Genomic DNA, 23,195 nt, shown 5'->3' on the forward strand with positions numbered 1-23,195 from the left:
AGGCCACCGTGCGCGAACATCAGGTTGTCGTCATCGGTGCGGGACCCTCGGGTGTCGCCGCGGCTCTGAGCCTGAGCGACAGGGGTTTACGCCCGCTGTTGATCGACCGGGCCGACCATGTCGGGTCGTCCTGGAAGGGCCGGTATGACCGGCTGAAGCTCAACACCGGTCGGCAGACGTCGCATATGCCCAACCGGCCGTTCCCCAAGGGCACCGCGATCTTCCCGACCCGGGACCAGGTTGTCGCGCACCTGGATCATCATGCGCACGAGGACGGCCTCGACCTGATGCTCAGCACCTGTGTGGCCAGGATTGACAGGATCGCGGGTAACTGGGTACTGGCCACCTCGTCGGGGGATATCAGTGCGCCGCAGATCGTCGTGGCCACAGGCTACGAGCACACCCCGAAAATCCCGGAATGGCCCGGCATGAGCACCTACCGAGGCACTGTGCTGCACTCGGCGACCTACCGAAACCCCAAGCCCTACGCCGGGAAACGGGTGCTGGTGGTGGGTGCGGGCTCGTCGGCCATGGAGATCGTGCACGATGTCGCGACCGGGGGAGCGGCGCAGGCCTGGCTGGCCGTGCGCACCGCGCCACACATCTTGTTACGGGCACTGCCCGGCGGATTCCCGTCGGACTACATCGCCAATCCGCTCTACGACGCGCCGCTGTGGTTGGCCGACGCCGTCTCCCGGGTGGCGCTGCGAGTCGACGTCGGCAATCTGTCCGAATACGGTCTGCCGACACCGAGCGAAGGCGTGTTCGCCCGCGGAAAGCGACTCGGCCGGGCGCCGGTGATCGTGGATCGCGAGGTGATCCACGCCATCCGGGCCCGCCGCTTCGAGGTGGTGCCCACCATCGAATCCTTCAGTGGGGATTCGGTTCAGCTGATCGACGGGCAACGTCTGCAACCTGACGTGGTGATCTGTGCGACCGGATACCACCGTGGTCTGGAACCGATCGTCGGCCATCTCGGCGTGTTGGACGACCACGGGCTGCCACGCGCGACCGGGCCGGTGGCTGCCGCACCGGGGTTGCGGTTCGTCGGCTTCCTGTCGCGACCCGGGCTGATCTCGTTCGTCGCCAAGCAGTCCGTTCAGGTCGCCAAGGTCATCGCCGACGAACTTGACCGGGCACCGTCACTCACGCCATGACGCGCGTCACCCGGCTTGCCATGGCCGCGCCCCGGCGAGTCATCGCGGTCGCGCTGCTGGTGATGCTCGGCTGCGCGGTGTTCGGCGTTCCGGTGGCAAAGCACTTGTCCGGCGGGGGATTTCGAGACCCCGGTTCCGAATCATCGTGGGCCTCGGCCGTGTTGGCCGACACGTTCCACCAGCCCGACATGCAGTTCCTGATCACGGTCAGCGACCCAAAAGGAATCGACAGTTCCCGGGCCAGGGCAGTAGGAACCGATATCACCGCGCGGCTCAAGGAATCGCCCTACGTCGCCCATGTGGAATCGCCGTGGAATACCGCGCCGCAGAACGCCGCTCAGTTCACCAGCACTGACGGCAAGACCGCATTGATCGTCGCCGGTCTGAGCGGAGGTGAGACCAACGCGCCGACGTACGCCAAGGAACTGACCGACCAGCTCGCCCACGACCGTGACGGTGTCACGGTGCGGGCGGGGGGCTCGGCGACCGTGTACGCACAGATCAATGAGCAGACCGAGAACGACCTGTCGCTGATGGAGTCCATCGCGATACCCATGAGCTTCCTGGTGCTGGTCTGGGTGTTCGGCGGGCTGGTCGCGGCGGTGCTGCCACTGGCCGTCGGGGCGATGGCGATCTTCGGGGCCATGGCGGTGCTGCGGGCCATCACGTTCGTCACCGACGTGTCGATCTTCGCGCTCAACCTCGCGGTCGCCATGGGTTTGGCGCTGGCCATCGACTACACGCTGCTGCTGTTGAGCCGATACCGCGATGAGTTGGCCGACGGGCATTCCCGCGACGACGCGTTGCTTCGGACCATGTCGACGGCCGGGCACACGGTGATGTTCTCCGCGCTGATCGTCGGCCTGTCGATGCTGCCGATGGCGTTGTTCCCGATGTACTTCCTCAAATCATTCGCCTATGCCGGTGTCGCGGTGGTGGCCTTCGCGGCGTGCGCGGCCCTCGTCGTCACACCCGCGGCCATCGCGCTGCTGGGAGCGCGGCTGGACTCCCTCGACGTCCGCCGGTTGGTGCGGCGGATCCTGCGGCGGCCCGACCCAGTGCGCCTGCCCGTCGAGCAGATGTTCTGGTACCGCAGCACCAAGGCGATCATCCGTCGGGCCGTCCCCGTCGGTCTCGTCGTCACCGCGTTGCTGCTCGCGCTCGGTGCACCGTTCCTCGGAGTGCGGTGGGGTTTCCCCGACGACCGCGTACTACCCACGTCGACCACGGCCCGTCAGGTGGGCGACCAGCTACGGACCGACTTCGCCACCGATTCGGCGAACAACATCAGCGTCGTGGTGCCGCATGTCACCGGTGTCAGCCCCACCGAACTTGGCCGCTATGCCTCCGCGCTGTCCTCCGTCGCCGATGTGTCCTGGGTCTCGTCGCCCGTCGGGATGTTCAAGGGTGGCCATCAGGTGGGTCCCGGCGCCGAGGGCACCACGGCCGACGGGACGGCCTATCTGACCGTGGCCAGCACGGCGCCACTGTTCTCCGACGCCTCCACCACCCAACTCGATCGGCTCCACGCGGTGCCCGGGCCGAGTGGCCGCGGTGCCTTGCTGACCGGCACCACTCAGATCAACCGGGACATCGTCGCTGCGGTCACCTCGGGGCTGCCCAAGGTGCTGGCCCTGATCGCGGTGACGAGCTTCGTGCTGTTGTTCCTGCTGACCGGCAGTGTGGTGCTGCCGCTCAAGACGTTGGTGCTCAACGTGCTGTCCCTGACGGCCGCGTTCGGCGCTCTGGTGTGGATCTTCCAGGACGGCCATCTCGGAGCGCTGGGCACCACGGCCACCGGGACCCTGGCCGCCAACATGCCGGTGCTCCTGTTCTGCATCACCTTCGGGCTGTCCATGGATTACGAGGTGTTTCTCATCTCACGCATTCGCGAGTATTGGCTGGCCTCGGGTCACCCCGACGAGGGGCAAGCTCTGGAATCCGCGCGGATGCGTACCGACGAGGCCGTCGCCAAGGGGCTGGCCCACACGGGTCGCGTGATCACCGCCGCAGCCGTCATCATGTCGATCTCTTTCGCGGCGCTGATGGCCGCGCAGGTGTCGTTCATGCGGATGTTCGGGGTGGGGCTGACCATTGCCGTCCTGATGGATGCGACGCTGGTCCGGTTGATCCTGGTGCCCGCGTTCATGCACGTGATGGGCGGGGTGAACTGGTGGGCGCCGGGCCCGCTGGTCCGGCTGCACAAGCGCATCGGCATCAGCGAGGAGGGCGGCGGGCGCCCGACAACGGGGCGCCACCGGGCCCCGGATTCCGACCGTCCGGCCGAACCGGTGCAGGCTTGATCCGCACGTTGACCGCGGGTCGACCCGGTACAGGCGCGTTGCAACGTTAAACTTGCCCGGATGTTCGCCAAGTGTGGGTTGCCCGGCCTGTGGTGGCCGCGCACACAGCGCTTGCGTGAGGAGCCGAAGTGACAGACGGCGACGGACACGACCCGCTACCTGAGCTGGGCCTGACCGGACGGCCGTCGCGCACCATCCCCGAGCCTCTGCCTCGCACCAGCCATGGTCCGGCCAAGGTCATCGCGATGTGTAACCAGAAGGGCGGGGTCGGCAAGACCACTTCGACCATCAACCTGGGCGCCAGCCTGGCCGAATACGGCCGCCGGGTCCTGTTGGTGGATCTGGACCCGCAGGGAGCGCTGTCGGCGGGCCTGGGTGTGCCGCACTACGAACTCGACAACACCGTGCACAACCTGTTGGTCGAGCCGCGCGTATCGATCGATCAGGTGCTCATCAAGACCCGGGTCAGTGGCCTCGACCTGGTCCCCAGCAATATCGACCTGTCGGCCGCTGAGATCCAGCTGGTCAACGAGGTGGGCCGCGAACAGTCCCTGGCGCGGGCGCTGTATCCGGTGCTCGACCGCTACGACTATGTGCTCATCGACTGCCAGCCGTCGCTGGGTTTGCTCACCGTCAACGGCCTCGCGTGCGCGGACGGTGTGATCATCCCCACCGAATGCGAGTACTTCTCACTGCGTGGGTTGGCATTGCTCACCGACACCGTCGACAAGGTGCACGACCGGCTCAACCCCCGGTTGCGGATCAGCGGCATCGTCGTCACCCGGTATGACCCCCGAACGGTCAACGCCCGCGAGGTCATGGCCCGGGTGGTCGAGCGCTTCGGCGATCTGGTGTTCGACACCGTCATCACCCGCACTGTCCGGTTCCCCGAGACCAGCGTCGCGGGCGAGCCGATCACCACGTGGGCACCGAAGTCCGGCGGCGCGCAGGCGTATCGATCGCTGGCGGCCGAAGTCATTCATCGGTTCGGCGTGTGAAAGATGTCGAGCGCACCGAGGTAACCGATGCCGCCGCGGCCGCGGCATCGGCCGATGCTTCGGGCGAGAGCCAGCCGAGCCGGTTCCAGGTCAGGCTGAACAATTTCGAGGGCCCCTTCGACCTGCTGCTGCAGCTCATCTTCGCCCACCGCCTCGACGTCACCGAGGTGGCGTTGCACCAGGTGACCGACGATTTCATCGCCTACACCAAGCAGATCGGCGCACAGCTGGAGCTCGACGAAACCACCGCGTTCCTGGTGATCGCGGCCACGCTGCTGGACCTCAAGGCAGCCCGCCTGCTGCCCGCCGGTGAGGTGCACGACGAGGAGGATCTGGCCCTGCTCGAGGTGCGGGATCTACTGTTCGCCCGGTTGCTGCAGTACCGGGCGTTCAAACACGTCGCCGAGATGTTCGCCGAACTGGAGGCGGCCGCGCTGCGCAGCTACCCGCGCGCGGTGTCGCTGGAGGACCGGTACTCCGATCTGCTGCCCGAGGTGATGCTCGGGGTGGACGCCGAGAAGTTCGCCACCATCGCCGCGGCCGCGTTCAGCCCACGCCCGGTGCCCACGGTCGGCACCGATCACATTCACGCGCCCAAGGTTTCGGTCCCCGAGCAGGCACACCGACTGCTGAGCCTGCTCGAACAGCGGGGGATCGGCGAATGGGCCACCTTCACCGAGCTGGTGGCGGACTGCTCGGCCGGCATCGAGATCGTCGGGCGGTTCCTGGCACTGCTCGAGCTGTTCCGGGCCAGGGCGGTAGCATTCGAGCAATCAGAACCGCTTGGTGTGCTCCAGGTTTCGTGGACCGGGGATCGACCGACCAGCGAACACCTGGCAACCGCTGACGCGGAAGAATAGAGAACGATGACTGACGAGATTGCCGGCGGCGATCCTGGCGTCGACCTGGGCTTGGACCCGGATGTCGACGTCTCCGCCGTCCCCGAACTCGACGACGGCGAACTGGGCGCGGTGCTGGAGGCGCTGCTGCTGGTCGTCGACACCCCGGTGACCATCGACGCGCTGGCCAGCACCACTGAACAACCGGCCTACCGCATCGCCGCGAAGCTGCGGTTGATGGCCGAGGAGTTGGCCGCCCGGGACAGCGGCATCGACCTGCGCGAGGCAGGTGGCGGCTGGCGGATGTACACCCGTGCCCGCTACGCCCCGTACGTGGAGCGGCTGCTGCTGGACGGAGCGCGCTCCAAACTGACCCGCGCCGCGCTGGAAACCCTCGCGGTCGTGGCTTACCGGCAACCGGTGACGCGGGCCAGGGTGAGCGCGGTGCGCGGCGTCAACGTCGACGCGGTGATGCGGACCCTGCTGGCGCGCGGCCTGATCACCGAGGCCGGTACCGATCCCGACACCGGTGCGACGGCGTTCGCCACCACCGAGCTGTTCCTGGAGCGGCTGGGCCTGAGCTCACTGACCGATCTGCCCGACATCGCGCCGCTGCTGCCTGATGTCGACGTGATCGACGATCTGAGCGAAACACTCGGCGATGAACCGCGATTCGCCAAACTCAACGGCGGCGCGCCCAAGACCGGTCAGCCGCAGACTTTCGACGTGGACAAGGACTGACATGGTTGACGAAGGTGTGCGCCTGCAAAAGGTGTTGTCGCAGGCGGGAATTGCGTCCCGCCGAGTCGCCGAGCGGATGATCACCGACGGCCGGGTCGAGGTCGACGGCCGGGTGGTCACCGAACTGGGCACCCGGGTGGATCCCGCTGTCGCGGAGATCCGGGTGGACGGCTCTCGGATCGTGCTCGACGACACCCTGGTGTATCTGGCGATCAACAAGCCCCGCGGCATGCACTCGACGATGTCCGACGATCGGGGCCGTCCGTGCGTGGGCGATCTGGTGGAGCATCGGGTTCGCGGTAACCAGAAGCTGTTCCACGTGGGCCGTCTGGACGCCGACACCGAAGGCCTGTTGCTGCTGACCAACGACGGAGAGCTGGCCCATCGGCTCATGCACCCGTCCTTCGAAGTGCCCAAGACCTACGTCGCGACCGTGCTCGGCACGGTGCCGCGCGGGCTGGGCAAGAAGCTGCGGGCCGGTGTCGAATTGGAGGACGGTCCGGCCCATGTCGACGATTTCGCGGTGGTCGACACCCTGCCGGGCAAGACCATGGTGAAGGTCGTCCTACACGAGGGCCGCAACCGGATTGTGCGGCGGCTCTTGGCCGCGGTGGATTACCCGGTGCAGGAACTCGTGCGCACCGAGATCGGCACAGTGTCGCTGGGTGATCAGCGTCCCGGCAGTATCCGAGCGCTCAGCCGCAAAGAGGTCGGCGAGCTTTATCAGGCGGTGGGTTTGTGAGCGGGTCATTGGTGGTAACGGTCGACGGTCCGGCCGGAACCGGAAAGTCTTCGGTGTCAAGGGGTTTGGCGCGTGCCCTCGGGGCGCGGTACCTGGACACCGGGGCGATGTACCGGATCGTCACGTTGGCGGTGCTGCGCGCCGGCGTCGACCTCACCGACGTGCCTGCCATCGAGGGCGTGGCTGCTGACACGGAAGTCGGGGTGGGATCGGATCCCGACGAGGACCGGGCTTACCTCGCAGGTGAGGACGTCTCGACCGAGATCCGCGGCGACGAGGTGACGCGTGCCGTGTCGGCGGTGTCGGCCGTGCCGTCGGTGCGGACCCGGCTGGTGGATCTGCAGCGTGCGCTGGCGGCCGGCGGTGGCCGAGTTGTGGTGGAGGGGCGCGACATCGGCACTGTCGTCCTGCCGCATGCCGACGTGAAGATCTTCCTGACGGCCTCGGCCGAGGAGCGGGCGCGGCGACGTAACGCACAGAACATCGCGGGCGGGTTGCCCGACGATTTTCCGACCGTGCTGGCCGATGTGCAGCGGCGGGATCATCTCGATTCGACCCGGGCGGTATCGCCGCTGCGCGCCGCCGACGACGCACTGGTGGTCGACACCAGCGATATGGATGAAAGCCAAGTGGTCACACACCTTTTGGACCTCGTGACCCAGCATGCAGGAGTACGACGATGAGCTCGGACGAGTCCGACGGAACGTGGGCTGACGAAAGCGACTGGGAACTCGGTGCGGCCGAGGTCGCCGAAGCGATCGAGGAAGCCGCGGCACCACCACCCGTGGTTGCCGTGGTGGGCAGGCCGAATGTCGGCAAGTCCACCCTGGTGAACCGGATCCTCGGCCGCCGGGAAGCTGTCGTCCAGGACATCCCCGGCGTGACCCGTGACCGGGTGTCCTATGACGCCAACTGGCTGGGCCGGCGATTCATGGTGCAGGACACCGGAGGATGGGAACCCGACGCCAAAGGGCTGCAACAGCTCGTGGCCGATCAGGCCCAGGTCGCAATGCGCACGGCCGACGCCATCATCCTCGTCGTCGACGCGGTGGTCGGCGCGACCGCGGCCGACGAGGCCGCAGCCAGGCTGCTGCGCAAGTCCGGCAAGCCGGTTTTCTTGGCGGCCAACAAGGTTGACACCGAGCGCGGCGAGGCTGACGCCGCTGCATTGTGGTCGCTGGGCATCGGGGAACCCCACTCGATCAGCGCGATGCACGGGCGCGGGGTCGCCGACCTGCTCGACGAGGTGATGTCGAAGCTGCCCGAGGTGTCGGAACTGTCCGGCGGGGGCGGCGGCCCGCGGCGCGTCGCGCTGGTCGGTAAGCCGAACGTCGGCAAGAGCTCGCTGCTCAACCGACTGGCCGGCGATGAGCGGTCGGTGGTGCACGACGTCGCGGGCACCACGGTCGATCCGGTCGACTCACTGATCGAATTGGGCGGCAGGGTCTGGCGTTTCATCGACACCGCGGGGCTGCGCCGCAAGGTCGGGCAGGCCAGCGGTCACGAATTCTATGCCTCGGTGCGTACGCACGGTGCGATCGACGCCGCCGAAGTGGTCATGGTGCTGATCGACGGATCCCAGCCGCTGACCGAACAGGACCAGCGGGTGCTGTCGATGGTGATCGAAGCGGGCCGGGCGCTGGTGCTGGTGTTCAACAAGTGGGATCTGGTCGACGAGGACCGGCGTTACGAGTTGGACCGCGAGATCGAACGGCAGCTGGCGCAGGTGCAGTGGGCGCCGCGGGTGAACATCTCGGCCAAAACTGGCCGCGCGGTGCAGAAGCTGGTGCCTGCGCTGGAGACGTCGCTGGCGTCCTGGGACATGCGTATCTCGACCGGGCAGCTCAACACGTTCCTCAAGGAAGTGATCGCCGCGACGCCGCCTCCGGTGCGTGGCGGCAAGCAGCCCCGCATCCTGTTCGCCACCCAGGCCGCGACTCGGCCGCCGACGTTCGTGCTGTTCACCTCGGGATTCCTCGAGGCCGGTTACCGCCGGTTCCTGGAGCGCCGGCTGCGGGAGACGTTCGGATTCGAGGGCAGCCCGATCCGGATCAACGTGCGGGTCCGCGAGAAGCGGGGCGCTCCCAAACGTCGCTAGCCGTGATTTGTGGAGTCTTCGCCGCACCGGGTGCGGTTAAGACTCCACAAGCCGGGCCGATAGGGTGGCCCGAGTGTCTGTAACCCACATGATCTTGATTGCCTTGGCGGGAGTCGGGGCGGGCGCGATCAACGCCGTCGTCGGATCGGGCACGCTGATCACCTTTCCCACGCTGGTCACGCTGGGCTTTCCGCCGGTCACGGCGACGATGTCCAACGCGATCGGCCTGGTTGCCGGTGGCGTGTCCGGCACGTGGGGGTATCGCCGCGAACTGCGCGGGCAGTGGAACCGGCTGCGATGGCAGATTCCCGGCTCGCTGATCGGCGCCGGGTTGGGTTCGTGGCTGCTGCTGCACCTGCCGGAGAAGGTGTTCGTCCAGGTGGTGCCGGTGCTGCTGATCCTCGCACTGGTGCTGGTGATGGTCGGCCCGCGGATTCAGGCGTGGGCGCGACGGCGGGCCGAGGAGTCCGGGCAGTCCGCCGATCACGTGAGCCCGCGACGGATGGTCGCGCTGGTTCTGGGGACCTTCGCCGTGGGTATCTATGGCGGATATTTCACTGCGGCACAGGGCATCCTGCTCATCGCTGTGATGGGTGCGCTGCTTCCGGAGTCGATCCAGCGGATGAACGCCGCCAAGAACCTGCTGTCGCTGCTGGTGAACATCGTCGCCGCGGTGGCGTACACGATTGTCGCGTTCGACCGGATCAGCTGGACCGCGGCGGGGCTGATCGCGGTGGGTTCGCTGATCGGTGGATTCCTCGGCGCGCACTACGGGCGGAGGCTGTCGCCCAACGCGCTGCGGGGCGTGATCGTGGTGGTGGGGCTGATCGGGCTCTACCGGCTGGTGACTGTCTGACCTAGGTCGGCTGCCGGAGCCCGACGTACATCGTCTTGTGCAGGGTCAGGACGTGGTTGCGGGCGATCTCGGAGGCCGCCTTGCTGTCGCGGTGGCGTAACGCGTCGACCAGCTGGGCGTGTTCGAGGTTGACCTCGTGCAGATAGCTGATCGGGTACGGAATGAAGTAGCGGTACAGCCCGTGCAGCACATCGCAGTAGGTATGGATCGCCCAGTCGAGATGACTTGCCGCGGCCACTGATTCGTGGAAGCGCTGATCGGCGTTGTGGTAGCTGGTCCAGTCGGTCGTCGCGGCGGCCTCAGCGACGATGGCCGCGAGCGCGTCGATTTCCTCGTCGGACGCGGCATGCGCTGCGGCAGCACTGAGTGCGTCTTCGGCTAAGGCTCGCAAATCGATGAGGCGGTGTACCTCGGCGGCGTCGGCGCGGAAGGTGGCCGATGGGCGGTCGGAGCCCGGGCTCACCCCGGTGCCGCTGCGCGCGACGAAGGTACCGCCCGCCCGGCCGCGCCGGCGGATCACCAGGCCCTCGTCGGCCATCGACTGCAGGGCACGGCGGACCGTGGCGACGCTGACGTCGAGTGCTTCGGCGATGTCGGGTTCAGCGGGCAGCTTTTCGCCGGCGGCCATGAGTTCCAATTCCATGGCCAGTTCGAGCCGGGCCCGGACGGTATCGGCCGCACTCAGGCGCGTGATGCCCGCGACGGCGGGTGCGCTCAACGCCGGGTGTGCATCCCCGGCCTGCAACGTCATGGCTTTGAGAGTACGGGACCTATTGCTTTATTTGTTCATCCTGAACTAATATCTGGTTCAATTCGCTCATCCTGAGCTATTAACTTTCTCGGAGGTCCCGGTGTCCGGATCGATCACAGTCGCTGCGGTTCAGGCGACACCGCTGCCGATGGAGGGCCTGCCGGTGTTCGGCCGGACCGACACCGTCACGGAGTTCGCGGCCGACGTCACGCGCGTCCGCGATGCGGTGGCTGGCCCGGCGTTGATCGTCTATCCCGAGATCCACCTGTTCGGCACCGACGACGCCGACACCCTCGCCAAGGCCGCCGAACCGCTGGACGGCCCGCTGATCGCCGCACTGGGCGAGGTTGCCCGCGCCGCCGACGCGTGGCTCGTGCCCGGCTCGGTGCTTGAGCTCGGAGACGACGGCGAGTTGTTCAACACCGCACCGGTTTTCGCGCCCGACGGGCGCTTGGCCGGGTCCTACCGCAAGATCTTCCCGTGGCGCCCGTACGAGAAGTTCACGCCGGGAGACACGTTCGTCACCGTCGACATCCCCGACGTCGGCCGCCTCGGGTTGTCCATCTGCTACGACGCCTGGTTCCCCGAACTGAGCCGCCACCTGGCCTGGATGGGCGCCGACGTGATCGTCAACGTCGTCAAGACCACCACCCCGGACCGCTTTCAGGAACTGGTGCTGGCCCGGGCGAATTCGATTGTGAACCAGGTATTCACGGTCAGCGTCAACTGTGCGGGCCCCGTCGGGATGGGCCGCAGCATTCTCGTCGACCCGGAAGGCGCTGTGCTGCAAGAAAGTCCGGATGAGACGCCCGCAGTGTTCTACCAGCACATCGACTTCGGTGCCGTCGCCTCGGTACGCGAACGCGGCACCGCCGGAACCAACCGGATGTGGGACCAGTTCGGGCCGTCCGATCGCCCCATACCGCTACCGCTCTACGACGGGCGCATCGATCCGCAGCACTGGTCTCCCTCGAACCACCACGCCGAATGAAAGGCACCGCAATGACCCAAACAGCCGCAGGGCAGCCAACTTTGGTGCGTGCCCTCGGGTTGCGCTCGCTGGTGCTGTTCGGCCTGGCGTACATGACACCGCTGATCGTGCTCGGCATCTTCGGTGTGGTTGCCGCAGCGACGGCAGGCGCGTCGGCGTCGGCGTACCTGATCGCGTTGGTGGCCATGCTGTTCACCGCCTCCAGCTACGGCCGGATGGCGGCCGCCTATCCGGTATCGGGCTCGGCATACACATACGTACGGCGCACCATCGACACCCGCATCGGATTCCTCACCGGCTGGGCGGTATTGCTCGATTACCTGTTCCTGCCCATGGTCATCTGGCTGATCGGGGCGGCGTACCTGGAAGCGCAATTCCCCGCAGTGCCCGGCTGGCTGTGGGTCATCGGGTTCATCTTGATCACCACCGCGCTCAACGTCATCGGCATCAAGGTCGCCGACAAGGCCAACTACCTGCTGATGGCCTTCCAGCTGTTGGTCATCGTACTGTTCGTCGCACTCTCGATCGCCTCGGTGTTCCGCGCCGCCGGTGCCGGTGGTCTGGTGAGCGCGAGCCCGTTCAGCGGGATCGGCGCCAGCATCGGGGGAGTGACCGCCGGTGCGGCCATCGCCGCCTACTGTTTCCTGGGTTTCGACGCGGTCACCACATTCACCGAGGAGGCCGTCGAACCCCGCAAGAACATGCCGCGCGCCATCATGCTCATCGCGCTCATCGGCGGCGCGATCTTCCTGCTCGTCGCGTACACCACCCAATTGGTCCATCCCGGTGGTGAATTCAGCGATTCGTCGTCGGCGGCGCTGGAGATCGCCAAGCAGATCGGCGGCAACCTGTTCGGAGCGGTGTTCCTCGCCGGTCTGGTCCTGGCGCAGTTCGCCTCCGGGATCGCCGCACAAGCCTCGGCCTCGCGGTTGCTGTTCGCGATGGGCCGCGACGGCACCCTGCCGCGCTCGGTGTTCGGCAAGATCAGCGTGAAGTTCCGCACCCCGGCGGTCAACCTGGTGATTGTCGGCGTGGTCGGTCTGCTCGCGGTGTTCCTCGACGTCGCGACCTCGACGTCGTTCATCAACTTCGGTGCGTTCGTCGCGTTCACCCTCGTGAACGTCTCGGTCATCGTCTACTACTTCCGCCAGCGCGCCGCGGGCGTGGCGCACAACCCGCTGCTCTACGTCGTGGCGCCGGCGATCGGTGCGGTCATCACGTCATATCTCTTGATGCAGCTCGACAGCCGGGCGATCGTCCTCGGGCTGAGCTGGCTGGGCATCGGCATCGTGGTGCTGGCCGTGACGAGCCACGGGTTCAAGGAGCTGCCACCGGAGATCGCAGTCGATGAAGCGGAGATCGAGATCGCCGAACCTGCGGCACAGTGAGAGCGTGAAGGTCGCACTGGCGCAGATCGGTTCGGGCACCGACGTCGCCGCCAACCTCGAGCAGATCGCTTCTGCCGCCACCGCGGCTCAGGCCGACGGCGCCGAGGTGGTGCTGTTCCCCGAATACGCGATGTACGAAAAGCCCGTCGTGGACGGCACTTTCGCTTCGGTGGCCGAGCCGCTGGACGGGCCGTTCGGTTCAGCATTGGGGGCGCTGGCTGCCCGGCTCGGCATCGCGATCGTGGCGGGCTTGGTCGAGGCCAATCCGGACGAGCCCGCGCGGCCGTTCAACACGCTGGCCGCCTGGAGTGCGTCCGGGACGTTTCTGGGTCGACATCGCAAGGCGCTGCTCTATGACGTCGGGGTGTTCAGCGAGTCGACGTGCATCAGCCCCGGAAATGTCGCGGACCTGTCGGTCGTGCGCATCGGCTCTGCATTCTTCGGACTCCAGACCTGCTACGAGCTCCGCTTCCCGGAGATCAGCCGGCGCCAGGCGCGGGCAGGTGCGACGGTTCTCGCCGTGCTGTCCTCGTGGGTGCCGGGTCCGGGCAAGGTTGCGCAATGGTCGACGCTCGCCGGTGCCCGCGCGATCGAGAACATCTGTCACGTCGCCGCGGTGACCCAGTCCGCGCCCGTGTCGACCGGGCACAGTCTGGCCGTGGCGCCCGACGGGACTGTGCTGGCCTCTCTCGCCGACGCTCCCGGCCTGGTCACCGTGACGATCGATGAGTCCCTGACCGAACGGCAGCGGCAGGCCGACCCTCGCGCGCTGACCGTCGACGTGTGACGGGTGGGGCGATTACGGAAACAGCGGGCGGCTGCGGTAGGCTTTCGACCGCTGCCGGAGTGATCCGGAAGGCACCACGGGCTGTGGCGCAGCTTGGTAGCGCACTTGACTGGGGGTCAAGTGGTCGCAGGTTCAAATCCTGTCAGCCCGACAGATGGAAACCCGCTCTGACCAGTGTCGGAGCGGGTTTTGTGTTTCCAGGGGCCGAGGCCAATCGGGGACAAGCTTGCCAAGAACTTGCCAGTGAGTCTGTGGGCTTGCCGCCAACGTGCCGAGCGGGTCAGAGCGAAAGTATGCGGTCGATGTCCGGCTCGCCGCGGAGCCAGGGGTATCGAGCAGGCGGATACACGTTGGGTTCGCGCGTGACTCTGGCAAAGCGCGCTTTGAGTGCGGCGAGCAGCGTCGGGCGTACGTCGTCTTCATCGGGGGCCACCGCCAGAGCACAGAGAATGATCTGAACCGCAATTTCTGGGTCGTCCCATCCCCGAACCGCCGAAAACAGTGTGTTGGATTCCCAAATTAGTGGCGGCCATCCGGCGGGGGTGTCGAAGTTCAGCCCCGGTGCGTGCCCGCCGCCGACGCCCGCGGGCGTGATCATCGGACGGGCCTGCGCCACGAGGTTCTCCGGTGAATCGGCATACTGCGGTCGCTGGATCATCTCGACCTCCGCGTCGCCGGACAGCCAATGAAGCTCGTTGCTGTGCAGCAGTACACCGCGCACATCGACCTCGGCGAATACGTCGTTGCTCTGACGAAGGTCCGTCCAGGGGTCACCGTTGCGCCGACCAGCTCGGTGTCTTTGGCGGTCGTGTCGAGGCTGCCGAGCGCTGTCAGCCGGACTATAGAAAACACCGGTGTCTGGTCGATCCTCATGGGCACTCCGTTCGGAGCGATACGGGTATGGCGCGCATGCTATCTGGTCGGGCCGAGCAGTTCAGCCGAACAGAGACGACCCGGCGGCGCGTAGCTCGTCGGCCTTGGCGTCGCTGTAGATCGACAGTGACACCGCCGGGTCGTGGCCATGCCACGCCGCCACGATGTGTACCGGGTGGCCCTGGTCGAGCATGAGGCTCACGCTGGTGTTGCGCAGGCCCTTCAGGTGGATTCGACGCAGCCCGGCGCGCTCGCGCAGGCGGTGGAACTCGTCGGTGTACCACTCGTGCCGCACCGCGGTGCCGTCGGCCTGCGTGGCTACGAACTGGTCATCCGACCACGCAACGCCAAGCGCCAGGGACTCGGCCTTCTGCCGCGTGCGCAGTGTCCGCAGCGCATCAGACAGCTCGGTGGGCATCGGCAGGTCGCGGCGGCTGCGGCGCGACTTCGGCTTGCCCAACTCCGAGTCGGCACCAACGGCAACACGGCCCTGCTGCACGCGCAACGTGTCACCGTCGATGGACGACCACCGCAGGCCCAGCACCTCCGAGCGGCGCAGCCCGTAGCACGACAGCAACCAGCAGGCATACAGCCGCTCATCCATCGCCGTCTCGCGGAACTGCTGTACCTCGGCAACCGTCCACGACTTCGCGGTCTCGTCGTCGGCCGCCTCGTCGCTGTCGCCGGGACGCTCGACCAGGGCAATCACGTTGCGCGGCAGTAGGCCCTGGTCGGTAAACGACTGCGCCACCATCCCGAACGTGGTGAGCGTGGAGCGCACCGTCACCGGCTTGACGCCGCCTCGGTTCTCCTCGGCGGCGGCGGGCTCGGCCAGGACGTAGACGGCCCGGCGCGGCCGGGTGACGCGCCCCGCACGGATCAGACCCGAGAGGCACGTGTGCACATCCTCGCCTGGGAACGCCGCCTTGATCGCCGCGGCGGCGATGCCCTCGGGGTGCACTGCGATCAGCGCAGCCACCCGGCCCGATAGTGACTCTGGCTGGAAGTGTTTGGGGGACTGGCGGCCCGCGGTGAGCATCCATTCGACCAGGCCGTCACCGTCGGCCTTGGTCAGCTGTTGGAGCTTCTTGCCGCCCAGGTGCCGCCGCACCGGCTTGAGGTCGTGGCGGTAGCCCTCGAGGGTGACGCGCCGGATGCCGCGCCGCCCTTCCAGCCATTGGTCGCAAGCCTCATCCACCGTGATGGCCGTTTGCTTGGTGTAGGTGCCCGCTGCCACCTCGCTGGTGATGCGCCGCAGCTCGCGGCGCGCCTCGGCCTTGGTGCGGTAAGTGAACCGGCGGCGGTCACGGCTGCCGTCGGGCTTGGTGCCTACGTCGGCCTGGAACCAGTAGCTCACGGTCCCGTTCTTGGCGATGTGCTGGCTGATCGGCTCGGCCCGCCGGGTGCGCTTGGGCTGGTCGGTGCTCATCGGTCGTTCCCCTGGTCGGTGGTGGTGTCGGTGGTCCAGTCACGGCGCAAGAACCCGCGCTTCTTGGCCTCGGCAATCCAGCGATCGCAGCTGGGTAGCGACGTGCCCAGCTGCTCGGCCACGTACTCGCGCGGCGATTCCCCGGCCTCGCGTGCGGCGGTGAGCAGGTACGCGACCTGACGGTAGTGGGTGTCGTCCAACTTGCGGCGCTTGCCGCCGTTGGCCGGGCGTTCCGGTTGTAGCTCCAGCGTGGGGTCGCGAAGCTCGGCAACGCCGGTGAACGCGCCGTCGTGGCGTGCGATGAACCGGGCGGCGGCCTTGGCCAGGCGGCGCACCGGCACCTGCCGGATGGCAGCGGGGTCGATGTCGGCGGCGGCGTTGGGATCGGTGGGCAGGAGGTGCAGCTCGACCAACCGCGGTGCGCCTGTGCCCATTTCAACGCGCACCTGGTAGCGGTGAGGATGGCCTACCAGGATCGACGGTGACACCGACGGGCTCGGCAATTGCCTTCATGGATGCCGTGACGACGCCATGATCACGGCTGCCGGTGGCCGCCTCATCGTCTCTCCTGAGACGCCGCGGTTGGTCGAGCGGTGCTGGACGAGCGTGCTGGCCTTGGCCGGGCAGTTGTTCAAGAACGGCGAAGCCAGCCACGCCGACGTGCTCGATGCGCTGGGCCTGGCCGGTCTGAGCGAGCAGGCCGCCGCGTTCGGCCTGGCGAACATCCGTAGCGGCAGCGCACCGGGTTCGTTCACCATCGGCGGGACGGTCCCGCTCATGCGCTTCTAGGGCCAGCCGCCGCCACCTGCGAGCCTCGGCGCAGGTTGCGGTGGTGCATCACCAATCCGGTTCGACACCAACCGATCACCAACGACACCGACCGAGGAGACACCATGACCAGCCCTGCACCCGTGCAGACCCCAGACCACGAAATCGACACCGCCATCCTGGCCGCCCTGACCCCGACCGGCACCGAGTTGTTGGCCTGGCGCTCCATCCGCGCAGGGTTGCCGGGGCTGTGGTGGCAGCACACCCGCGCACTGACCCGGCTGTTCGAGTCGCGCGCGGTCTACGTCGTCAAGATCGGCGGCATGAACTACGTCTCGCTGGAGCGCGGGACGAACGCACCTGGCCCCGAACGTCGTCCGCGCGAGCTGCGGGTGCTGTGATGACCGCCGAGCACCTGGTTACCCTGACCGCCGCGGGCGTGCTGGCCGCCCGGCGCGCCCGGCGACGGCCTGCCAGCCCGGCAGAGCTGGCCACAATGCTGGTCCCCGGCTACCACGTGACGCCGACCATCCAACTGATCAGCGACGAGCTCGCGCGGGCGGTGGAGGAGCCCAACGCCCGCGTGGTGCTGACCACCCCACCACGTACGGGCAAGTCGGTGCTGGTCTCCCAAGTGCTGCCGGTGTGGGCGCTGATGCGTAATCCCGACACCGAGGTCATCGTGAAGTCCTACGGCGATGACCTGGCAGAGGAGCATTCCGCGGCTGCGCGCCGCCTGGTGGCCGACAACCCCGATCTGGTGGGCATCGCACTGGCCGCCGACAAGAAGGCGGTCGGCCGGTGGCGCGTCGAGGGCCACCGCGGCGGAATGCTCGCCGGTGGAATCCTGTCCAGCACCACGGGGTTCGGCTCGGACTTGCTGATTGTGGATGACCCGGTGAAGGGTGCCCAGGAGGCTGACTCTGCGGCGTACCGGCGGCGGCTGGTCAACGAGTTCCGCGCCTCGCTGCTCACCCGCCTGATGCCCGGCGGTAGCGCCATCGTGGTGCTGACCCGCTGGCATGAGGACGACACCGCCGGGTCGCTGCTGGCCGAGCCCGGCAGCCGGTGGGTCCACAGCAACATCCCGGCGGTATCGACTGCCGGCGTGCCCGACGCGCTGGAGCGGGAGTACACCGGCACCGCCATGGTGTCGGCAATTGGTCGCACGGCAGAGGACTTCGCCGAAATCCGCCGCGGTGTCGGTGAACGAGTGTGGGCCGCCATGTATCTGGGGGTACCGAGCACACCGGAGGGCGGCCTGATCGAGTCGGCTTGGCTGGACACCTGGCGGCTGCCCGCGGCACCGCTGGCACCGATCAAGACGGTGGTGGGCGTGGACCCCAGCGATTCCGGCAGCGGCGACAGCTGCGGCCTGGTCGCCGCCAGCATCACCACCGAGGGCGTGGTGGCCGTCATCGCGGACAAGTCCGCGCCGATGACCAGTGACCAGTGGGCGCGCGAGGCGGTGCAGCTGGCCGCCGACGTGGGCGCGTCCGAAATCGCCGTCGAAGGCTTCGCCGCGCGCGAGACGTACACCCGTGTGGTCACCGAGGCGTTGAAGCGCGCCCGGCTGAACCACCCGGTGCGCGTTACCTCCTGGCCGCCCAAGGGGCCCGGCCGCGGTGGCGGTGACGCGATGGCCCGCTCGGCGGCGCTGCTGCAGGGCTTGGAGGTGGGCACCACCCGCATCGCCGGGCACCTGCCCGCGCTGGAGCAGGCGGCGGTGTCCTGGCAGGCCGGGCAGCACCAGCCCGACTCGCTGGCCGCTGTCGTGGTCGCACACGACGTGCTCGTGCATGCCGCCGGTGCCCACGTCACCATCGCCACACCGCTGGGTGCGAGCCTGGGCAGCCACACCGGCGGCCAGGTGCATCCGCTCAACCCCTGGGCGCGCCGGGTCACCCGGCGAATGTCTTAACGTACGCGCCGCGGCGGTGAATCGGAGTGTCGTTCCGACGGCCTAGCATGTGATGAGTGACCGAAGGTAACGAACCAGTGACGACGGATACCTCTACGCGCTACAAGGTGCGGCAAGTCTTCGTTCCCGGTGGCCGTCCCACCATCACGTACGTGCCACGCGGTGACCTGCGTTTGGAAACCGAAGTGATCGACTATCTGGAGAGCCGACACAAGATTCTGAGCGTGTCGGGCCCGACGAAGACCGGAAAGACCGTTCTACTGAGAAGCCAAGTAAACGACGACTTCGAGCCGATATGGCTCTCAGGCGGCGCGATCACTACGGTCGAGGACTTCTGGTCAACGATCGCCGACGAGCTCGAGTTGCCCACCGAATTCGGGATGGATGGGGGGCTCAGCCACACACAGTCCGGCAAGATCAGCGGTGAGTTGTCTGGCGGATTCATCAAGGGTGGCGGTGATAAGGGCAGCAGCGTTACCCGAGACCGCAAGATGACGGAGCGCACGACGGTATCGCCCAAAAGGGCGAGTCGAAAGAAGCTGCAAGAGGACCCCAACCGGGTAATCGTGGTCGACGACTTTCATTACGTACCTTCGGACGTACAGGTCGAGATCGTCCGCGGGATGAAGGACTTGGTGTTCGACGGGGTGGGTCTCATCGTGGCGGCTGTACCGCACCGGGCGTACGACGTCGTAAAGGTCGAAAAGGAGATGACCGGCCGGGTCGCCCAGCTGGAAGTTGGCTTCTGGAGTGAGGACGACCTGAAGAAGATTGCCAAAAGAGGGTTCGCCGCGCTGAACCTGGTGGTCAACGATGCGCTCGTCACACGCCTTGTGCACGAAGCGTTTCAGAGTCCGCACCTCATGCAGGAGTTCTGCCGACAGCTCTGCGCCGACAACGCCATCACTGAGACATCCGATGCGCCGGTGGGTATCGGTGAGCCCGACTGGGACGCGTTCTTCAAGCGGCTCGCCCCAGGCGCATCCAAAGCTGCTTTTGACCTCCTCGCGCGTGGGCCCCGTCAGCGGTCCGACCGCAAGGTTCGGCATCTACGCGAAGGGCAGGAGACCGACATCTACGGTGCCGTCCTGCGAGCTATCGCCTACACAGGTCCGCTAACGGAACTCACCTATGAGCAGCTTCGCGCTGCACTTCGTGCGGTTCTAGCCGCGTCCGATGAGCCACCGCAAAAGCACGAGGTCACCCGAGTCTTGGACGAAATGACCCGCATCGCCCGCGAACAGATTGACGGAGAGCCGGTAGTTGACTACGACGGCGAACTTGCCACGCTGTACATCTCCGACCCCTACTTCGCTTACTGGCTTCGATGGGGCACCCGTGTGACTGGTGGTGGCGAGGCGGGCTGATACGCGTCGGTCCGACGCGCAATGCTGACTGACTTACGCGGGCTGTGTGCGCCAAAAGCGAGTGCCCGCCGCACCGACGACGGTTATGTCTGTGTATTCAGTCGCTGTCGCTCAGAGCATCGTGCAAGCCACCTTCCGGCCCTCTCGGTGGAATCGACAGTGCGCGCTGAAAGCCATGTGGCGCATCCGTTGCCGCAGATTGTGGGCGGTCGGCGAGCCAGTCGTTCACCCTGAACACCGCGTCCTCAACCTCTTCGGCCGAAACGGTGATGATGTAGGTCTGTGCTTCGTCTCCGGCAGGATCGACGGCTGGGAGTGTTAACCGTTCGAGTGGCTCGCCAAGCCCATGAATGTCGATATTCGCGAGACCCCACGCAAGCTCGCTGCGCCGCCAGCGCACTGGCCGATCCACCCGATTCATATTCGCCACAACCGACAATTCTGTCAGCCGCTCCTCTCCGTCGAATAGGTGTTCGCCAGCTTGCCTAGAACTTGCCAAGACGCGCACATACGGAGGTGTACTGCGAACGACACAGTTGACGCCGGCAGTGCACCTACCTGCACGTATGTGACGCCGTAGAACTGTTGTTCACACTTGCCGATCTACTGGGGGTCAAGTGGTCGCAGGTTCAAATCCTGTCAGCCCGACCATCAGAAAAACTCGCCGGCGAAGCCGAGCGAGTTTTTTGTGGTCGGCGGACAAGATGCTGGGAGCCGGGGTGCCCACCGCGTCAGCGGTGGTCATGACGGCGGCTCCTGTCAGCCCGACGCAGGTCAGAGCGGTTTCCGAGATACGGAAGCCGCCTTTTTCGCTCCCGTACCCAGACGCTGTACCCACACCGGGTCACGACGGAAGTTTCGCGATGCGGCGAAAATCCGCAATCAGCTTTCGATGCCGCTCATCCAAGCCGTCAGCCGAAAGCACCTCGAGTTCTGTCATCGGATCGACCTGGTCGTGAAGCGATGCGTATTCCCACTCGGCATCGGAGTGGGCTTTCCACATAGCCTTCGCACTCTCGGCGAGTTCATCGTCTAACAGCCGAATCTGCTCGACGATCAACTCCATCTGCCATACGTGCTGCCTCGTTGATCGATCTCGACCTGGCAAGGGCGTTCCGAAATTAGACCCGAACGCCTCATATTCCTTGCCGAGGTCACTCTGTCGGTCCCGGGAGAGCTGGAGAAGATTGCTCACTAGCTTCTGCAACTCTTCGCGTCGCCATTTGGCGGTGTCTCTACGCGTCGTCGCCCACTGGGTATACAAGAAGTTTGCGACAGTCCCGACGACTGCTAACCCCGCGAATACAGTTGCCCACACAAGTGCGGTATGAAGGTCGACTCAAAGCCGAGTGCGGCACCCACACCATCGACGGCAGCACGCGCTGTGTCGTCGGAGGTGTGCCCGTAGAGGTCGCCGGTGATGGCGATCGACGAGTGCCCGAGCAGGTCGGCCGCGGCCTTGATGTGCACGCCGGACTCGAGCCAGGCGACTGCCGCACTGTGGCTCATCGTGTGGGCACGCGAGCAACGTCGCGGACCACGTCGGCGACGATTCAACTGGCCGCCGCCGTATACAAAGGATTCGGCCAGTTCCAGCGGGAATCGTTCTGTCGCGCTTCCGCTGCCGTCCGTCCAGCCACCTTCCATGTAGACGACATCAATTTCGTCAAGTGCTTCAGCTGACAAGGGCCAGTCACCGACTCGGCCGTTCAGTAGATCGGATTCCGGCTTGACGATGGCGCCGTAAACCTCCAATGCGTGTTCTGTGCTGAGGTGCCCGGTAAGCGAGATCTCGCTGATCGAGAGCCGGTGATGGACTAGAACAGCCCGATGCCCGGGTTCCACGCCGTCGTCCGTTTGGTCCACTATCTCGATTGCCGGGTCTTATTCGGCTGCCCCATCGTCGCTACCGCAACTGCCATCGAGTTCGTCGGGGCCAGAACGACATTTAGTGAGATGCTGGATGACAGCCAGTGGCATCCTCGGTGCGAGAATTAGTCACGCATGTCCAGCGCAACTTCTCGCTGACGCCCCAAAAGGGATGAACACCGACCTATTTGCAACTGCAACTTATGTGAGACCCGGAAATTCTGCGAGTTTGGTGTGGAACCAAGCGAGCGTCTGCGGTGTGTTCGGTCGCCCATTACTCTTATTGCACTGTGGACTGACCAAAGGGGGAAACGTGACCTTCGAAGCTACGCCGGGCGGATCATCACGCGGCATATTCAAGACGGTTCAGGTGGATGCTAGAAATGTGGTCATGATACAAAGATTGCACGACGAGGGTTATCAAGACAATTGTGCTTATTACGACCCTTATAGAGGTGAATTTATCATTCAACTTTATAAGATAGATAGTGATGATGGCCAACCTGCGGTAGATATTGACTCGCCGTACGTGCCCGTGGACTTAGTATTCCCACGTTGGGGTCACCGTCATATCGGAGGGATAGATGTAAGGGGAATAGTTGGTCCCGAAATAATACCCACATTGGGTCAAGTCTTTGTCGAGCCTGCTAAGGCGGATCCAAAGTCGGGAAGCGGAACTGATGGTGGCTCCGGTAATAGCCCCCCTCCGCTCAATCCCCCGAGTGCTCCACCATCGCCGCCAAATAATGACCTCGTGATGACCCTGTTGAATGAAGTCGATATGTACAAGCGCTCAGGGATTGCCGAACAGTATCTGAAGGACATGAACCGCCGCGAGAACTGGAAAGTAATGCCAGAAGCCGTGCTTCTCGACGATGCGACAACTGCTGCTATAGAGAGGAGGGACATCATTCTATCCAAACTTGGCCTCCCAGCCGGTGAGCATGAGAAGTTCCTTGCCCAGGTGGTCGAAGCTGCCAAGGAGACAAACAATCAAATCAAGACATGGCGCAAGCTCGCTTGGGGTGCGGTGATCTTGTTGGTGCTTGGGCTCGTTGCGGCTGTGTTCTTCACATATTGGAGCTTTCAACTTGTGGCCGACGGCAAGATAAATGGCTACGAACTAATCGCCATCGTCTTTGTCCTGGCGCTCGTCGCCATATCACCAGCAGTCCTGCTTCTGTTGCAAAGACCGTTGAAAGGCATAGATCAATGGGCGCCCACGCTGTCGAAACCTCACGACGACGGAGGGAAAGACAAAAGCAAGGAGAAGGATTGAACGGGCGAGCGAGAGGCCCAGCTTGAGCCGCGGCACGA

24 protein-coding genes and 1 tRNA gene are annotated in these 23,195 nt (G+C 65.8%); 18 read left to right on the forward strand and 7 right to left on the reverse strand.

Annotated elements, in window-relative coordinates:
• The first annotated feature begins 8 nt into the window (after positions 1–8).
• From A5784_RS20665 to A5784_RS20705, 9 genes are all read left to right on the forward strand, one after another.
• Positions 9–1,157 carry a flavin-containing monooxygenase gene (locus tag A5784_RS20665; protein WP_064946765.1) on the forward strand — a complete coding sequence of 383 codons (1,149 nt, stop codon included), beginning with the start codon at positions 9–11 and terminating at the stop codon, positions 1,155–1,157.
• Entirely contained in the window at positions 1,154–3,460 is a 2,307-nt protein-coding gene (locus A5784_RS20670; protein ID WP_064946766.1) for an MMPL family transporter, read from the forward strand. Before A5784_RS20665 ends, A5784_RS20670 begins: the two co-directional genes overlap by 4 nt.
• Positions 3,461–3,588: 128 nt before the next feature.
• Positions 3,589–4,458 (forward strand): ParA family protein, encoded by an 870-nt coding sequence (locus A5784_RS20675; protein ID WP_064946767.1) that lies wholly within the window; start codon positions 3,589–3,591, stop codon positions 4,456–4,458.
• A 95-nt stretch (positions 4,459–4,553) separates the two neighbouring features.
• The gene (locus A5784_RS20680; RefSeq protein ID WP_232006167.1) at positions 4,554–5,318 is read left to right on the forward strand and encodes a segregation/condensation protein A; all 765 of its coding nucleotides are present in this window, start codon (positions 4,554–4,556) and stop codon (positions 5,316–5,318) included.
• 6 nt (positions 5,319–5,324) lie between these two features.
• The gene (gene scpB, locus A5784_RS20685) at positions 5,325–6,038 is read left to right on the forward strand and encodes an SMC-Scp complex subunit ScpB (protein WP_064946769.1); all 714 of its coding nucleotides are present in this window, start codon (positions 5,325–5,327) and stop codon (positions 6,036–6,038) included.
• 1 nt (position 6,039) lies between these two features.
• On the forward strand, positions 6,040–6,780 hold the full coding sequence (locus A5784_RS20690) for a pseudouridine synthase (RefSeq protein ID WP_064946770.1): 741 nt from the start codon (positions 6,040–6,042) through the stop codon (positions 6,778–6,780).
• Entirely contained in the window at positions 6,777–7,463 is a 687-nt protein-coding gene (gene cmk / locus A5784_RS20695) for a (d)CMP kinase (RefSeq protein WP_064946771.1), read from the forward strand. The genes A5784_RS20690 and cmk overlap by 4 nt, the downstream gene beginning before the upstream one ends.
• A complete protein-coding gene (gene der / locus A5784_RS20700; protein WP_064946772.1) occupies positions 7,460–8,878 on the forward strand; it encodes a ribosome biogenesis GTPase Der in 1,419 nt (472 codons plus the stop codon). Before cmk ends, der begins: the two co-directional genes overlap by 4 nt.
• An 88-nt stretch (positions 8,879–8,966) precedes the next feature.
• A complete protein-coding gene (locus tag A5784_RS20705; RefSeq protein ID WP_502687529.1) occupies positions 8,967–9,734 on the forward strand; it encodes a sulfite exporter TauE/SafE family protein in 768 nt (255 codons plus the stop codon).
• A 1-nt stretch (position 9,735) separates the two neighbouring features.
• Here A5784_RS20705 and A5784_RS20710 read toward each other — a convergent pair whose 3' ends face one another.
• Complete coding sequence (locus tag A5784_RS20710) at positions 9,736–10,485, reverse strand: FadR/GntR family transcriptional regulator (protein WP_064946774.1); 750 nt, start codon at positions 10,483–10,485, stop codon at positions 9,736–9,738.
• Between the two features lie 100 nt (positions 10,486–10,585).
• Here A5784_RS20710 and A5784_RS20715 point away from each other — a divergent pair, with 100 nt between their 5' ends.
• From A5784_RS20715 to A5784_RS20730, 4 genes are all read left to right on the forward strand, one after another.
• On the forward strand, positions 10,586–11,476 hold the full coding sequence (locus A5784_RS20715) for a carbon-nitrogen hydrolase family protein (protein ID WP_082944972.1): 891 nt from the start codon (positions 10,586–10,588) through the stop codon (positions 11,474–11,476).
• 11 nt (positions 11,477–11,487) lie between these two features.
• Complete coding sequence (locus A5784_RS20720) at positions 11,488–12,864, forward strand: APC family permease (protein WP_064946800.1); 1,377 nt, start codon at positions 11,488–11,490, stop codon at positions 12,862–12,864.
• A 4-nt stretch (positions 12,865–12,868) separates the two neighbouring features.
• On the forward strand, positions 12,869–13,651 hold the full coding sequence (locus tag A5784_RS20725; protein ID WP_197514819.1) for a nitrilase-related carbon-nitrogen hydrolase: 783 nt from the start codon (positions 12,869–12,871) through the stop codon (positions 13,649–13,651).
• Between the two features lie 77 nt (positions 13,652–13,728).
• Positions 13,729–13,802 (forward strand) — tRNA-Pro (locus tag A5784_RS20730).
• Between the two features lie 129 nt (positions 13,803–13,931).
• On the opposite strand, the gene A5784_RS20735 is transcribed toward A5784_RS20730, so the two are convergent.
• From A5784_RS20735 to A5784_RS20745, 3 genes are all read right to left on the reverse strand, one after another.
• Complete coding sequence (locus A5784_RS20735) at positions 13,932–14,372, reverse strand: hypothetical protein (protein WP_064946776.1); 441 nt, start codon at positions 14,370–14,372, stop codon at positions 13,932–13,934.
• A gap of 213 nt (positions 14,373–14,585) precedes the next feature.
• On the reverse strand, positions 14,586–15,953 hold the full coding sequence (locus A5784_RS20740; protein WP_064946777.1) for a site-specific integrase: 1,368 nt from the start codon (positions 15,951–15,953) through the stop codon (positions 14,586–14,588).
• Positions 15,950–16,387 carry a hypothetical protein gene (locus tag A5784_RS20745; RefSeq protein ID WP_082944973.1) on the reverse strand — a complete coding sequence of 146 codons (438 nt, stop codon included), beginning with the start codon at positions 16,385–16,387 and terminating at the stop codon, positions 15,950–15,952. The genes A5784_RS20740 and A5784_RS20745 overlap by 4 nt, the downstream gene beginning before the upstream one ends.
• Before the next feature lie 97 nt (positions 16,388–16,484).
• Here A5784_RS20745 and A5784_RS20750 point away from each other — a divergent pair, with 97 nt between their 5' ends.
• The 4 genes from A5784_RS20750 to A5784_RS20765 all read left to right on the forward strand — a co-directional run bounded on the left by A5784_RS20750 (position 16,485) and on the right by A5784_RS20765 (position 20,009).
• Positions 16,485–16,742 (forward strand): hypothetical protein, encoded by a 258-nt coding sequence (locus A5784_RS20750; protein WP_064946779.1) that lies wholly within the window; start codon positions 16,485–16,487, stop codon positions 16,740–16,742.
• Positions 16,743–16,846: 104 nt separating this feature from the next.
• A complete protein-coding gene (locus A5784_RS20755) occupies positions 16,847–17,122 on the forward strand; it encodes a hypothetical protein (RefSeq protein WP_156750683.1) in 276 nt (91 codons plus the stop codon).
• Positions 17,122–18,642, forward strand: a complete 1,521-nt coding sequence (locus tag A5784_RS20760) for a terminase large subunit domain-containing protein (RefSeq protein ID WP_064946781.1) — start codon at positions 17,122–17,124, stop codon at positions 18,640–18,642. The genes A5784_RS20755 and A5784_RS20760 overlap by 1 nt, the downstream gene beginning before the upstream one ends.
• A gap of 56 nt (positions 18,643–18,698) precedes the next feature.
• Entirely contained in the window at positions 18,699–20,009 is a 1,311-nt protein-coding gene (locus tag A5784_RS20765) for a hypothetical protein (RefSeq protein ID WP_156750684.1), read from the forward strand.
• 97 nt (positions 20,010–20,106) lie between these two features.
• Here A5784_RS20765 and A5784_RS20770 read toward each other — a convergent pair whose 3' ends face one another.
• The 3 genes from A5784_RS20770 to A5784_RS39250 form a co-directional block, all read right to left on the reverse strand.
• Positions 20,107–20,439 (reverse strand): hypothetical protein, encoded by a 333-nt coding sequence (locus A5784_RS20770; protein ID WP_156750685.1) that lies wholly within the window; start codon positions 20,437–20,439, stop codon positions 20,107–20,109.
• A gap of 414 nt (positions 20,440–20,853) precedes the next feature.
• Entirely contained in the window at positions 20,854–21,075 is a 222-nt protein-coding gene (locus A5784_RS20775; RefSeq protein ID WP_064946784.1) for a hypothetical protein, read from the reverse strand.
• A 224-nt stretch (positions 21,076–21,299) separates the two neighbouring features.
• Complete coding sequence (locus tag A5784_RS39250; protein ID WP_064946785.1) at positions 21,300–21,875, reverse strand: tyrosine-type recombinase/integrase; 576 nt, start codon at positions 21,873–21,875, stop codon at positions 21,300–21,302.
• 316 nt (positions 21,876–22,191) lie between these two features.
• Between A5784_RS39250 and A5784_RS38395 the strand changes: the two genes are divergently transcribed.
• Positions 22,192–23,157 carry a hypothetical protein gene (locus A5784_RS38395; RefSeq protein WP_156750686.1) on the forward strand — a complete coding sequence of 322 codons (966 nt, stop codon included), beginning with the start codon at positions 22,192–22,194 and terminating at the stop codon, positions 23,155–23,157.
• The last annotated feature ends 38 nt before the right edge of the window (positions 23,158–23,195 follow it).

The organism is Mycobacterium sp. 852013-50091_SCH5140682, assembly GCF_001665685.1.
GTDB lineage: Bacteria > Actinomycetota > Actinomycetes > Mycobacteriales > Mycobacteriaceae > Mycobacterium.